The following is a 14,691-nucleotide window of genomic DNA, read 5'->3' on the forward strand; positions in this document are numbered from 1 at the left end:
TGTCTTAGGGTTATTGTTAAGTATTGGAGCTTTTTTCACGAGACCAAATATTGGAGGCAATGTGCATGAAAGTAGAAGTCGGCAAAATTGTAAATACACATGGAATCAAAGGGGAAGTACGTGTGAAATCTAACTCAGATTTTACAGAAACACGTTTTCAACCTGGTGAAGTTTTGACATTGAATCATAAAGGCGAAGCAATTGATTTAACAGTCGCATCCTATCGCATGCATAAAGGGTTCCATATGTTGACATTTGAAGGTTTCAATAACATTAATGATGTGGAACACTTTAAAGGTGATATTCTGACACAAGAACGTGATCATGAAGCAATCGAACTGGATGAACATGAGTTTTACTATTCCGACATTATCGGCTGCACAGTGTTTGATGGGAAAACACCCATTGGTCGTGTGAAAGAAATTTTTGAAACAGGTGCCAATGATGTATGGGTCGTTCAAGGTGACAAAGAATACTTGATTCCCTATATCGCAGACGTTGTACAAGATGTTGATGTCACAGGGCGCCGTATTCAAATTACGCCATTGGAAGGAATGTTCGACGAGTGAAAATTGATTATTTAACGCTATTTCCAGAAATGTTTGATGGCGTATTGAATCATTCTATTTTGAAACGTGCACAAGAGAAAGAGATTATTTCTGTGAATACCGTCAATTTCAGAGATTATGCGATAAATAAACATAATCAAGTTGATGATTATCCATTCGGCGGCGGTCAAGGTATGGTGTTGAAACCAGAACCTGTCTTTAATGCGATGAAAGACCTTGAGACAACAGAAGACACACGTGTTATCTTAATGTGTCCACAAGGCAAACCTTTCTCCCAAGCAGTGGCAGAAGAGTTAAGCCAAGCAGAACACTTAGTGTTTATTTGCGGTCATTATGAAGGCTATGATGAACGTATCAGAGAACATTTAGTTACAGATGAAATCTCTATTGGTGATTATGTCTTAACAGGCGGAGAACTGCCTGCGATGAGCATGACAGATGCGATTGTACGTTTGATTCCAGGTGTACTTGGCAATCAACAGTCGCATCAAGATGATTCATTCTCTGATGGTTTATTAGAGTTTCCGCAATACACACGCCCACGTGAATTTGAAGGTATGAAGGTACCAGATGTCTTATTGTCAGGCAATCACGCAAACATTGATGCATGGCGACATGAGCAGAAGTTAATCCGAACATTTGTCAAAAGACCCGATTTACTAACCAAGTATCCTTTAACATCAGAAGATGAAAAAATACTTGAAAACTACAAAAATCGATTGAAAACAAAATAGCAGTGTGCTAATATTATTTAAGTGTGCTAAGCACGAAAAATCACTATGATCCGCTGCTATTTAGTTGTCGAGGCAAGAACATAGTTTGAAGGAGAGAATATACTAATGAGTAATCACAAATTAATCGAAGCAGTTACTAAATCACAATTACGCACAGACTTACCAAACTTCCGTGCCGGTGACACAGTACGTGTACACGTACGTATCGTCGAAGGTTCACGTGAACGTATCCAAGTCTTTGAAGGTGTAGTAATCAAACGTCGCGGTGGCGGAGTTTCAGAAACTTTCACAGTTCGTAAAATTTCATCAGGTGTAGGTGTGGAACGTACATTCCCATTACACACACCAAAAATTGAAAAAATCGAAGTAACTCGTCGCGGTAAAGTTAGACGTGCTAAACTTTACTACTTACGTAACTTACGTGGTAAAGCTGCTAGAATTAAAGAAATTCGCTAATTTTAGACAGATAGACATACGAGTAGACAGGGCTGTTCCTAATCAAGGAGCAGTCTTTTTTTATACACAGATATATGAATATTCAGAAAAATTAGGTATAATATAAAAATCTTGTTAATGAAGTACACATTTTAATAATACAACAAGAACAACATCATAGAAGGAGTAGCAGTGTATGAATAAGAAAAGTTTATTTATTGTTACCGTCATTGTATTCTTTGCGATTGTCGCAGTCAGTATTGTCAGAAATGAATACACAGACCGTTTTAATCCGTTTATGACGATGGAAAAATCCTATGCGAAAGTGGAAAAAGGGACACAACGCTATGAAAATGTGCAAGCTTATTCAAAAGATGGAGAGAGATTACCGTATAAATTGACATTCTTAGGGTTTGATTCCAAAAGGGAATATGTCGTGATTCTCCATAAAGGCAAGTATGTGAAAGAAATTCATTATCTTGATGCACTTCCTAACAGTATAAAAGAATAAAAAGTATAGATTTCCACACAAAAAGGTGTTCTGTTTTTCTATACATTTCAATCAATATGTGACACAATACAAGTAGTTTAAGTTATATAATTCATGCTGCGAAGCTGTTGAAGACGCAGTGAATAGTCAACTAGGAGTGAACAACAATGAAAATCATGCAATTAACAGATTTGCATATCGGTAGTCAGCCATTTAGTGAAGAGGATCAACAAACGTTTAAAATTATTGAAAATCTAGTAGAAAAATATAAAGCTGACATTATTGTGATTACTGGTGATTTAATTTCAAGTAAAGAACCAGATTCATTAAACACATTTAAAAAGGTCATTGATTTCTTTGATCAACTGAATGTACCGTTTGCGGTTACATTAGGCAACCATGATAGTGAAGCTGATTATAATAGAGCTGATTTATGGAAAATTATCGATAAATCTAAAATGCATGTTAAACGAGAAGGCGGTGCAGTTCTTAACGACTGTTATTCTTATTTCTATACTTTAGAAAATGGTATTAGAATTTACATGTTAGATGCAGGAGACTACGCAAGATCACCATTTGAAGGTGTCGCTTTCGTTACTTGTGAACAACAAAAATGGCTTGTAAATCGTGCGAAAAACCGTACATTACCAGACCAATTGTTTATGCATATGCCTTTGCCAGAATATGCGGATGCTGCTGAAAAAGGTTATGTAGGCAATCATAACGAACCTGTTTCTGTGCCATGTATCAATAGTGGTTTATGGTATAAATTGTTCTATAATACAACCATCAAAGCGGTTTATTGCGGTCATGACCATAATAACGACTTTTCGTCTAATTATTATGGCATTCAACTTAATTACGGTAGAGTCACAGGTGAAAATTCTTATGGCCTATTAAAACGTGGTGCACGTATGATTGAGTGGGATGACAAATTAAATAGAAAAACATATATTGTTGAAGCTGATGACGATCCAGTGTCAACAGAAGCATAAGTTTAAAATCATAAATAGTATAGTAAAACTAAAAGAATCGCCTTGCTCATGGAGCGGGCGATTCTTCATTTTTAATAGGCGTTATTTTAATAATTTAGTGAGATGTGTCAGTATGCCAATCTTCAATATTACTTGTTGAATGCGTATGGTATTGATGAATCATTTCATTGTATTCTCTTTTAGTATGACCGCGATAAACCCAAAGTCTAAGCATGGAGTAAATGATTTTCACATGCTTTAAAACTTGTCTGCTTTTCACTTGATTATATAAACCTTGTGCTTTCCACATTTGAACCGCATCTTTTAAGTCATCTTCATGCGGCACCATTTTAATATTTGGTAGAATGACATCTTCAAATATAGCTGCTTCTACCATTACAACAGGGATATCAAATGATGCACCTTGAAGGTTGATATGACTTTTCAAGAAAATAAAACTGTCATTAAATTTCTTGTTTGCTATCCAATTTTCATTAGCAGCTGCTTTAAATAACGCTTTAAGTGTTTCAGGTAAATAGTAAGGAACGGTTTCGTATAAAGTATCTAGGGTTTGATACGCATCTTTTAAAGTAACATGAGTCAGATAATGTTGATTTATCATGGTGGTTGGACTTTTAAAATCTTCGTTAATCAACTTTCTAATCGATTCAATGGTTTCGTGTGTCTCAAAATAACGGTTGTACAGTTTCACTACTATTTTAATTGGTATAAAGCCAAATAAATTGACTAATGCTTCAAAGAATTTGGTTTTAGTATCTGTATTCAATTGCGAAAGAATATTTTTAGGAATCGTATCATGCATCAATGCGGGGATAACCATTTTGCCTTCTTCGATAGTTAATTCATTATGACATACAGCTTGTATTAATGCGTGTTGTTGCTGTGACTCTAAGGATTGGTCTGTAAAATCTTCAATAGATTGTTTGAGGATTTCTTCTGGTTGTAGCCCGCGTAAGCTAAAGTAATGCTTTAAATGTTCAAATAAATCACAAGGTAAATACAGCATGTTCAGATCTTTGTCACTAAATAAAATAAAGATAGCGATATTATCACCGGGAAGTTCAGCACCTACAAAACTATTTCTATCTTCATAAACCATATATGAGAATAGGATGCGTAACGGTGGCACAAGTTGAATTAATTTTTCAAACAGGCCATAATCTTTCTTCACTCTCTCCGCAATTAATCTACACTTTTCAGAATTTGAAAGTTGATCATAACTTGGGATATTCGCCATGACACAAATAAAGTCTAGATTCTTAGTATCATAGGCATCAGACAAACATGTTTCAAAGTCTTTCGTATCATAAAATCTGCGTGTTATTTCTAACTTGGACAATGAAATGAGTTGGTTATGTGTCCAATGGTCTAAGATAGGTAAAGGTTTATACTTATGATTTAAACAAAACTGGTTATAGTCATTTAAAAATTCGGGTGTGACATAATAGCGGTTTTTACCGATAGGAAAGATATAACGTGTTTCTTTCAAGTGGGTAAGTGCTTGATATTCTTTTCTTGTTAGTGTGATGATGGATACTGTGGCATTTAATAGGGTGTCAATCAATGCTTTTTCTTCAGAGTTTAAGAGATGATTTAAGTAATTCATTAAAGTGGCATAGGTGAGATGCTCAGATTGAAGTTCTTCTAATGTGAGGCGGGGATTCAATTTTGAGATGATATGCATCAAGTATGCGGCATTCGTGATTTGATAGCTTGGTTCTTTCATGTTGTGTTATCAGACCTTTCTAGGTGAGTGAATAGATATAAAGCTAGTATAGTAAGGTGTTGTTTAGTTGTATATGTATAATCACAGACAGTAAAAAAAGCACCAGTCATTGGTAAAAATAGTGCAATAAAAAAGTACTGCGTATCTGAAGTAGCTTTGAGATACGCAGTACTTATCTTATAATTTATTTTTATTTTTATTTCGTTTATTTAAAGCACGACACCAAAAGATACTGAGGACAATACCTAAGCCAGTTATGACGATTAATGGTTTTAGGAATGGCGGTTCGTATTTTAAATAAATATCTGTTTGACCTTTTTCAGTTGGAATAACGGTCATAATACCATTGCCTTGTTTCACTTCATGCTTCTTACCGTCAATCAACGCATACATACCATTTCTATAAGCTGCGGGTAATACGATATAACCATGTGCTGATTTAGGTTTTTGAATGTGCAAGTTACGGTCATTCTTGGTTACTTTGACGGGTGTTAATGCATCTTTTGTACGGTTTAATGTACTGTAGTCTTCACCGTAAATGCCTTTAAGCTGCAGGCGGTATTTGCCTTTAGGCAATTGTAATTTTAATTCTGGTGAAGCTTTAACACGCATTGTTACAGGCGTGACAAAGCGTCGGTATTTATAATCTAAACGATTTCTATCTTGACTATATTCATTGATTTTGACGTAATGTTTTGAAGCGGGTGCTATACGTTCAACATCCATTTCTACATACATATCTTGATAACGGTTTGCGAGAGCTTCAGGTAGTTTCATTGTTACGCCACCATCATTTTGTTGGACTTGTATATGTTTCTTATCTATCTGTTTTGCATCGCGAAGAGACGTATGTGCCTTTGATAAGAGGTTAGGATTATTTTTGAATGTCGCATTTCCTTTTTTATCATCAAAGACTACACCTTCTAACATGGCTTGTTCACGATCTAAAGGTGATTTTAACTGACTCATATCAAATGTCTTATTTGTGATATGTGCGCTTGGATAATCAATTTGATTGTCTGAATGCACAAATACTCTTTTACCGTCCTTGATTTTATCTTGATGTTTGAAGCCATAAGGCATGTTTTTGTCAGATTCCATTTTAAAACGGTCTGTCACATCCCATAAGGCCATTAAGTTCGCACGGTTATTAAAGAGACGGTACGTACTGTTCTTATCTATCGGCATATTTATCTGCATAACGTTATCATAATAATTTAAGATATCTCCATCAAAGATACTTGAATAAAGTGAAATACCGTTATAGTCATAGATTAGTGGAGAGTTTAAACCAAAGATACTCATATAATCTATACGCATTAAGTCATCGTGTCTCTCTTTTTGAATGGCTTTGATTTTTTTATTTAAAGGATGACTGAAGTAATCATAATTTGTGACTTGATTTACAGTCGTTTCATATTCTGACAAGACATTTTCTTTATATTCTTTTAACTGCCAGAATTGTTGAACTAAAATTAAGGCGACTAAACAGAGTTTCATCCAATATTTGGTTTGACCTTTATACACAACTAAGATAATTGCGATGAATACAATTATAATCATGGTACTGATCCACCAATGCCATTCACCTTCAGCGAAGCGTGAAGAAAAGAGCAATACTATGATTGCTGGAATCGTTGCGAACATCAAAGAAACAATAGACATCTCTGCCAGATGTTGAATCATTAAAGCAACTAAAATCGCAGCACTCATCGCTAACATATATACCCATCTGCGTTGTGGAATTGAAAATCCGTTAAAGAAACTATCAAATGGGTTGGTAAATGAACCACTCAAGAATATCCAAGTCATCACCGCAAACAAACGATAGAAATAATGTTTGTATAATCTAAATTGAAGCAATGCAATCAAGACTAATATGGATAACAAAATGTGAAATCCAGATAGAAATGTTTGTTTATCTGAATTTAATAAATCAACAATGAACGGATATTCTAATAAAGGATTTTGTTTACGATCATTATGCAAGAATGAGCTGACACCTGTATAAAATCCAAAACTAGCAATCATCAAGCTGAGTAATGTCGCTATAACTGTGATATAAATTTTCTGTACACGATTTAAAATATCCTCTTTGTATACGACACAAGTTCTGTAGATTAAATAGGCGCCGATAATAATCGCTTCATAGTAACTGAAATAAAAGTTCGACAGTAGTGTTAAGGCGATACCGATAATAAACAAACCGGCTTTTCGCGCTCTGAATAATCTCTCCACACCTAAAATCGTTAATGGCAAGTAAATCATGACATCGCCATAAAATGACCATGTGAAATTAAAATACATCATAACGTTAGAAGCCGTATAGAGTATTGTGCCGATAAGTGCGGTATAACGTTTTAAGTTAAAGTAACGCATCATATAATAAGCAGCAATAAACGTTAAAATGGCTTTGATAATCGCAAAGAAGAGTTGATTACCTGGCCAAAATTCAATACTGCTTGGGTTCATATGTAAGAGATGTTCTCCTAACCATACAAAGAAAAAGTTTAAATAGGTTAGTGGAGAGGTTGAATAATAATAAGCTAAATCAGCGATATAATCTCCGCCTAAGCCGAAAGAAATATCATAGAAACTTGCGAGATGTGTAACATGCGTATAAAGATATTTTTGAAATGGCATCATTTGTCTGAAACCATCTCCTGCACCGCTGAATACAATTTGATGCTTATAGTACGCACGAATCGCAGGGTAGAAAATAATCAGCATGATGCATGTGCCAATTCCTGCAATCTTAAAAAAGCGTAATAAATTATGTTTAATGTTAAATTTCATTTTATGTCTCTCCTGAAATTAAAATGCATATGTAGAATTAGGTAATATACTACATATACCCATTTTAATTTTAGCAGTAACGCTAATATAAAGGTAATTAAAGCAACTATTATTAAAATTTTGTAAATTTTGATATTAACTAAATATGCATAATGTCCATGAGATAGGGAATATAATAAGCGGTAACAAGTATATGGGAGTATTAAATATAACAAATCAATTTGGAGGTCTTATTTAATGGTTGAAGTTAAGAATGAATCAGGCATCACTCAAGTTGCGGAGAATGTGGACAGAGTTGCCGCATTAGAATTTTCATTCGTAGATGATTTATTAGCGTTAGATATTAAACCAGCTGCGATTGCTGATGATGGAAGTAAAGAAAATTTATTTGAAGCGGTGAGAGATCAAGTCGGTAATTATGTATCATTAGGAGATCGAAACAATCCTGACTTAGATGCATTACGCGATGCAGAACCGCAATTAATTATCGCGGATGGTGAACGTCATCATAAAATCTATAGAGATTTAGAAAAAATTGCGCCAACCATTTTACTTGAAAGTTTTGACGGTAATTATAAACAAAACTTAAAATCATTTGAACTTATCGGACAAGCTGTATCTAAAGCACAAAAAGCGAAAACACGTGTCGCTGTGCATGAACAGAAAATCAAACAAATTGAAGAAAATATCACATTAGATAAACATTTAGGTACATTAGCTGCAGTTGTCACTGACAATTATATCGTTGGTCATGACGCTAACAGTTATGTAGGTCAATTCTTAAAACGTCTTGGCTTCAAAATGGCTATTACACAAGCGGATTCAAGAACGTATCCGGAATATAAAGATGGTCCTTATCTAAAATTAACAGATGAACAATTAAAAGTATTGAACCCAGAACGTTTAATCCTAATGGTTGATGATGAAAATGCGGATGCATTAGAAAAATTACGTCAATCAGAAGTTTATAATTCAATTAATGCGAAGAAAAACGGACGCATTCATTTCGTAAATCGTGAATTATGGGCAAAATCACGTGGATTGGTTGCTTCTGAATATATCGCAGAAGACTTAGCTAAATTTGAAGAATAAGCCATAAACGTTTCAATGCAAGCCCCGAAACCTTCTACCTTTTTCGGAGCTTGTATTTTTTATGCCTTATTATAACTGAAACAGGGTAATAAACAGTAATTAAATTAATTCGAAATATTGGGAGTGACGAATATGGAATACGAAGTAAAACATTTAAATGAAATAAAAGTCATCGGCTATTTAAGTAAGTATGCGACGATGCAAGATGCGCAACAAAATTTACCTAAAGCATGGGAAGCGCTTTTTGAAAAAGGTGATGATCGAACATTAAATGCATTAAGCAACCATCAATTAGAAGGGTACTTAGGCGTTATTGTACCGACAGAAGCAGAAATGAACTATTTAATCGCAGTATCCTCTGATAATCAATCAGGTGCAGGATTGCATCCTTATGCATTACCAGAAGGTGATTATTTAGTCGCAAAAGCTAAAGGGCGCGTACCTGAATCCATTCAACAAGTGTGTGAAAAAGTATTCAACCCACACTTCTTAGCCAGTGAAGGTTACCAAATGGCCGAAGGACCTGCCTTTGAATTCTACCCATATGGTGATGTATACGCACCAGATTATGAATCAGAAGTGTATGTACCAGTGGTAAAACAAGAAGATAATAACGCATAATATAAATTCTAATTAAGAAACTCAAACACATATTTAGCTGTTTGAGTTTCTTTTTTCATTTTTTCAACACATACAAAATATAGTATAATAGAGAGAATGTAAAATAGAGTAAAGTGATAGATGAAAGGTGATGAAACATGGTTATTCAATGGTATCCAGGACATATGGCAAAAGCCAAACGTGAAGTGTCTGAACAGTTAAAGAAAGTGGATGTGGTCTTTGAATTAGTAGATGCACGTATTCCTTATAGTTCAAGAAATCCGATGATTGATGAAGTGATTCAAAATAAACCGCGTGTGGTTATTTTAAATAAAAAAGATATGGCGAATTTAAATGAAACAGCAAAATGGGAAGACTATTTTAGAAGTAAAGGTTATTTCCCGGTTTCAGTGGATGCGAAGCATGGCAAAGGTTTGAAATCAGTAGAACAAGCTGCTATGCAAGCGACAAAAGAAAAATTTGAGCGTGATAAAGCCAAAGGTTTAAAACCACGTGCGATCCGTGCCATGATTGTGGGTATTCCAAACGTAGGTAAATCGACTTTAATTAATAAATTAGCAAATAAAGCGATTGCGAAAACAGGTAATACACCAGGTGTAACGAAACAACAACAATGGATTAAAGTGGGTAAATCACTCCAATTATTAGATACTCCCGGAATTTTATGGCCGAAGTTTGAAGATCAGACAGTCGGCAAGAAATTAAGTTTAACGGGTGCGATTAAAGATAGTATTGTGCATTTAGATGATGTAGCTATCTTTGGTTTAGAATTTTATAAAGCGCATGCATTAGAAGCATTACAGAAACACTATAATATCGATTTAGATGATGAAGCCGAAAATATTGAATGGTTTGATGCGATTGGACGCAGACGTGGTTTATTACAACGCGGTAATGAAGTGGATTATGAATCTGTAATTGAATTAATTATTAATGATATTAGAAATGCGAAACTTGGCACACAAAGCTTCGATATTTATAAAGAGATGGAAGATGAACTTAAATAATGGGACAGTCAATCAAAGCAATTAAAGAAGCGTTGAAGTCTGTGACGTCTTTAGAAGAGCTTTCAACACTTGAATGGCAACAAGATGAACGAAAAGGTGTACAGCAAGCGTTATTAAGCCGTAAAAGACAATTAGAAAAAGAAGCGGCACTGGTAGATCAGTATCAAGAGATGTCGACTTTTGAAAATCAGATTTTAGCTGAGGACAATAAGGCAATCATTTGCGGTATTGATGAAGTTGGCAGAGGCCCATTAGCAGGCCCTGTAGTAGCGTGTGCTGTGATTTTAAATGAAGGCCATGCGTATTATGGTTTGAATGATTCAAAGAAAGTGTCTGCATCCAAACGAGCACAATTGAAAATTGCACTTGAAGCGGAAGCTACCTATGCATATGGCGTTGCGACACCTGAAGAAATCGATGATTTAAATATTTATCAGGCTACACAAGTGGCAATGATGCGTGCAGTAGATGCATTACCTATCAAACCTACACATTTGTTGATTGATGCGATGGAATTACCGTTAGAGATTGAACAGACTTCTATTATTAAAGGTGATGCGAAAAGTGTATCTATCGCAGCAGCAAGTATTATGGCAAAAGAGTATCGTGATGCTTATATGCGTGAATTGGCAAAGCAGTATCCAGGTTATGATTTTGAACATAATGTCGGTTATGGGACGAAAGCACACTTAGCCGGTATTGATAAATTAGGTGTGATTCCAGAACATCGTAAATCATTTGAACCGATTAAATCTCTCACAACAAAATAGGAATAAAAACAAGGTTGGTGCAAATTGTAAAATTTGTTTCCAACCTTGTGTAATATTCAGAGTTATTTGAAAAAGTACCACATTAGTTACAAACTCACATGTACCAGAATTTGAGAAAAATCGAAAAGTTAACAAAGTTGACAAAAATAGCCGCTTTCAGTTTACAATAGCGCTTTCATTTTCTATAATTAACAGTGTACTTAACCTAAGAAACAGGAGGATGGAGAATGAATATCCACGAGTATCAAGGAAAACAAATCTTTCGTTCAATGGGCGTTCCAGTTCCAGAAGGACGTGTAGCATTCACTGCGGAAGAAGCAGTTGAAAAAGCTAAAGAATTAGACACTGATGTTTATGTTGTAAAAGCACAAATCCACGCTGGGGGTAGAGGTAAAGCTGGCGGTGTTAAAATCGCTAAGTCATTATCTGAAGTGGAAGCTTACGCTAATGAATTATTAGGTAAAACACTTGTAACTCACCAAACAGGTCCACAAGGTAAAGAAGTTAAACGTTTATACATTGAAGAGGGCTGCGATATTCAAAAAGAATATTATGTTGGTTTCGTTATCGACCGTGCTACAGACCGTGTAACGTTAATGGCTTCTGAAGAAGGCGGTACTGAAATTGAAGAAGTAGCGGCTAAAACACCTGAAAAAATCTTCAAAGAAACAATCGATCCTGTTGTTGGTTTAGCGCCATACCAAGCACGTCGTATTGCGTTCAACATCAATATTCCTAAAGAATCAATCAACAAAGCGGCTAAATTCTTAATCGCTTTATACAATGTATTTATCGAAAAAGATGCTTCAATCGTTGAAATCAACCCATTAGTTACAACTGGTGACGGAGACGTATTAGCATTAGATGCGAAAATCAACTTTGACGATAACGCATTATTCAGACACAAAGACATTTTAGAATTACGTGATTTAGAAGAAGAAGATCCAAAAGAAATCGAAGCTTCTAAATATGATTTATCATACATCGCTTTAGATGGCGACATCGGCTGCATGGTTAACGGTGCTGGCTTAGCGATGGCGACTATGGATACAATCAATCATTTTGGCGGAAATCCAGCTAACTTCTTAGACGTAGGCGGCGGCGCTACGAAAGAAAAAGTTACTGAAGCATTCAAAATCATCTTAGGTGATGAGCATGTTAAAGGTATCTTTGTAAACATCTTCGGTGGTATCATGCGTTGTGATGTTATCGCAGAAGGTATCGTAGCAGCAGTTAAAGAAGTCGACTTAACATTACCTTTAGTTGTTCGTCTTGAAGGTACTAATGTTGAAATCGGTAAACAAATCTTAAAAGATTCAGGTTTAGCAATTGAGCCAGCAGCAACTATGGCTGAAGGCGCTCAAAAAATTGTCAAACTTGTCAAAGAAGTCTAAGGAAAGGATGAGACACTAAGATGAGCGTATATGTAGATAAGAACACAAAAGTAATTGTACAAGGTATCACTGGGTCTACAGCCCTTTTCCATACGAAACAAATGCTTGAATACGGTACTCAAATCGTTGCTGGGGTAACTCCAGGTAAAGGCGGTCAAGTGGTTGAAGGTGTACCAGTATTCAATACTGTAGAAGAAGCGAAAAAAGAAACAGGTGCAAACGTATCAGTTATTTACGTACCAGCACCATTTGCGGCTGACGCAATTTTAGAATGTGCGGATGCTGAATTAGATTTAGCTATCTGTATTACAGAACACATTCCTGTATTAGACATGGTTAAAGTTAAACGTTATTTAGAAGATAAACACACACGTTTAATCGGACCAAACTGCCCAGGTGTTATTTCACCAGATGATTGTAAAATCGGTATCATGCCTGGCTATATCCACAAAAAAGGCCATGTAGGTGTTGTATCTCGTTCAGGTACATTAACTTACGAAGCAGTGCATCAATTAACTGAAGAAGGCATTGGTCAAACTTCAGCAGTTGGTATCGGTGGCGACCCTGTCAACGGTACAAACTTTATCGATGTATTAGATGCATTCAATAAAGACCCTGAAACAAAAGCTGTCGTAATGATCGGTGAAATCGGCGGTACTGCTGAGGAAGAAGCGGCTGAATGGATTAATAAAAATATGACAAAACCAGTTGTAGGATTCATTGGTGGTCAAACAGCACCTCCAGGAAAACGTATGGGTCACGCTGGTGCGATTATTTCTGGCGGTAAAGGTACTGCGAAAGAAAAAATCAAAACTTTAAATGACAATGGTGTTAAAACTGCAGATACACCTTCTGAAATTGGTTCAACATTAATTGAAGCAGCTAAAGAAGCAGGTATCTACGAAGAGTTATTAACAGTTAAAAAAGACGCATAATCACTTGCGTTCTATAAATGAGGCATGGATTTGTACTGCGGTACAAGTCTATGCCTTTTTCTATGTTCATTGTTGAGTATTCACATAAGACATTCATGCTTAACTGAATCACAGTATATAATAGAAGAAACTCTGAATAAGTATATCTGCACAGAAAAATATTGTTTCGTATCTATAAAGAGGCGTATAATGACGAAAAACCCCACAAGAAAGCAGGTAAAACATTGAACCTCAAAGATTTAGATTTAGAACTCCTCAGACTACGCTACGCAGGTTATTCCACAAAGAAAATTTATGCGCTTTTAATCAGGTATCCGGATTATTTTGAAGGTAAACCACATGAAAAAATGACAAAACTTCGACAATTTTCACAAAATACCACCTCTAAACCGATGCATCGACATTATCAAACCTATTGTGCAACAGATTCTCTCACTATTTATCAATCTTTGGATGACCAGAATATTCACTTACTCTCTATTTTTCATCCTGATTATCCCCATTTACTCAAACATATTTATGCCCCTCCATTATTACTCTTCTATAAAGGCAATTTATCTTGTTTAAAAGCACAGCACTATTTAAGTATTGTCGGTTCTAGAGAAGCGACACGTTATACCCAAAATGCTTTAGAACTGCTGCTTAAAGATGAAGTTACACATGACTTAGTGATCGTTTCAGGTGTCGCAAAAGGCGGAGATGCATTTGCACATGAAGCCGCTTTACACTATAATATGGCGACGATTGGTGTTTTAGCATTTGGTCATCACCATCACTACCCGAAAGAGACACGTGCATTAAGAACACGCATTGAACAAACAGGTTTAACCATCTCAGAATATATTCCGACAGAGAGACCTGCCAGATATAAATTCCCAGAACGTAATCGTATTATCAGCGGTCTATCCCAAGGTGTACTGATTACCGAATCTAGGGAAAGAAGCGGCGCACAAATTACAATAGATTCAGCTTTAGAACAAGGAAGAAATGTATATGTGCTGCCTGGCAGTTTATTTCAAACGTTGACGATAGGCAATTTAAAGCGTGCGCAAGAAGGTGCGAAAATTGTCTTAAACGCACAAGATATACTAGAAGATTACGGGACATTAAAATGATTGAAAAAATGA

Annotated in this window: 14 protein-coding genes; 12 read left to right on the plus strand and 2 right to left on the minus strand. The window is 35.6% G+C overall.

Annotated elements, in window-relative coordinates:
* Positions 1-65: 65 nt before the first annotated feature.
* The 5 genes from rimM to ACFCT9_RS01840 all read left to right on the plus strand — a co-directional run bounded on the left by rimM (position 66) and on the right by ACFCT9_RS01840 (position 3,223).
* Complete coding sequence (gene rimM, locus ACFCT9_RS01820; RefSeq protein ID WP_412520350.1) at positions 66-569, plus strand: ribosome maturation factor RimM; 504 nt, start codon at positions 66-68, stop codon at positions 567-569.
* Positions 566-1,303 (plus strand): tRNA (guanosine(37)-N1)-methyltransferase TrmD, encoded by a 738-nt coding sequence (gene trmD, locus ACFCT9_RS01825; protein WP_412520351.1) that lies wholly within the window; start codon positions 566-568, stop codon positions 1,301-1,303. The genes rimM and trmD overlap by 4 nt, the downstream gene beginning before the upstream one ends.
* A gap of 105 nt (positions 1,304-1,408) precedes the next feature.
* Positions 1,409-1,759 (plus strand): 50S ribosomal protein L19, encoded by a 351-nt coding sequence (gene rplS, locus ACFCT9_RS01830; protein WP_107605327.1) that lies wholly within the window; start codon positions 1,409-1,411, stop codon positions 1,757-1,759.
* 175 nt (positions 1,760-1,934) lie between these two features.
* Positions 1,935-2,249: a YxeA family protein gene (locus tag ACFCT9_RS01835; protein WP_412520354.1), complete on the plus strand. Its 315-nt coding sequence runs from the start codon at positions 1,935-1,937 to the stop codon at positions 2,247-2,249.
* A 146-nt stretch (positions 2,250-2,395) separates the two neighbouring features.
* Positions 2,396-3,223 carry a metallophosphoesterase gene (locus ACFCT9_RS01840; RefSeq protein WP_412520355.1) on the plus strand — a complete coding sequence of 276 codons (828 nt, stop codon included), beginning with the start codon at positions 2,396-2,398 and terminating at the stop codon, positions 3,221-3,223.
* A 94-nt stretch (positions 3,224-3,317) separates the two neighbouring features.
* Here ACFCT9_RS01840 and ACFCT9_RS01845 read toward each other — a convergent pair whose 3' ends face one another.
* Positions 3,318-4,949 (minus strand): hypothetical protein, encoded by a 1,632-nt coding sequence (locus ACFCT9_RS01845; protein ID WP_412520356.1) that lies wholly within the window; start codon positions 4,947-4,949, stop codon positions 3,318-3,320.
* 177 nt (positions 4,950-5,126) lie between these two features.
* A complete protein-coding gene (locus tag ACFCT9_RS01850) occupies positions 5,127-7,745 on the minus strand; it encodes a YfhO family protein (RefSeq protein WP_412520357.1) in 2,619 nt (872 codons plus the stop codon).
* A gap of 237 nt (positions 7,746-7,982) precedes the next feature.
* Here ACFCT9_RS01850 and ACFCT9_RS01855 point away from each other — a divergent pair, with 237 nt between their 5' ends.
* The 7 genes from ACFCT9_RS01855 to dprA all read left to right on the plus strand — a co-directional run bounded on the left by ACFCT9_RS01855 (position 7,983) and on the right by dprA (position 14,679).
* Complete coding sequence (locus tag ACFCT9_RS01855; RefSeq protein WP_412520359.1) at positions 7,983-8,837, plus strand: ABC transporter substrate-binding protein; 855 nt, start codon at positions 7,983-7,985, stop codon at positions 8,835-8,837.
* A 132-nt stretch (positions 8,838-8,969) separates the two neighbouring features.
* Positions 8,970-9,458, plus strand: coding sequence for a GyrI-like domain-containing protein (locus ACFCT9_RS01860; protein WP_412520361.1), 489 nt, complete (start codon positions 8,970-8,972; stop codon positions 9,456-9,458).
* Between the two features lie 137 nt (positions 9,459-9,595).
* Entirely contained in the window at positions 9,596-10,465 is an 870-nt protein-coding gene (ylqF, locus tag ACFCT9_RS01865) for a ribosome biogenesis GTPase YlqF (protein WP_412520363.1), read from the plus strand.
* Positions 10,465-11,235, plus strand: a complete 771-nt coding sequence (locus tag ACFCT9_RS01870; protein WP_412520364.1) for a ribonuclease HII — start codon at positions 10,465-10,467, stop codon at positions 11,233-11,235. The genes ylqF and ACFCT9_RS01870 overlap by 1 nt, the downstream gene beginning before the upstream one ends.
* Before the next feature lie 227 nt (positions 11,236-11,462).
* Positions 11,463-12,629, plus strand: a complete 1,167-nt coding sequence (sucC, locus tag ACFCT9_RS01875; RefSeq protein WP_412520365.1) for an ADP-forming succinate--CoA ligase subunit beta — start codon at positions 11,463-11,465, stop codon at positions 12,627-12,629.
* Between the two features lie 20 nt (positions 12,630-12,649).
* Entirely contained in the window at positions 12,650-13,564 is a 915-nt protein-coding gene (sucD, locus tag ACFCT9_RS01880) for a succinate--CoA ligase subunit alpha (protein ID WP_412520367.1), read from the plus strand.
* A 224-nt stretch (positions 13,565-13,788) separates the two neighbouring features.
* Positions 13,789-14,679, plus strand: coding sequence for a DNA-processing protein DprA (dprA, locus tag ACFCT9_RS01885; RefSeq protein WP_412520368.1), 891 nt, complete (start codon positions 13,789-13,791; stop codon positions 14,677-14,679).
* Positions 14,680-14,691 lie beyond the last annotated feature (12 nt).

The sequence above is a fragment of the Staphylococcus simulans genome (assembly GCF_047037175.1).
GTDB classification, from domain to species: Bacteria; Bacillota; Bacilli; order Staphylococcales; family Staphylococcaceae; genus Staphylococcus; species Staphylococcus simulans_C.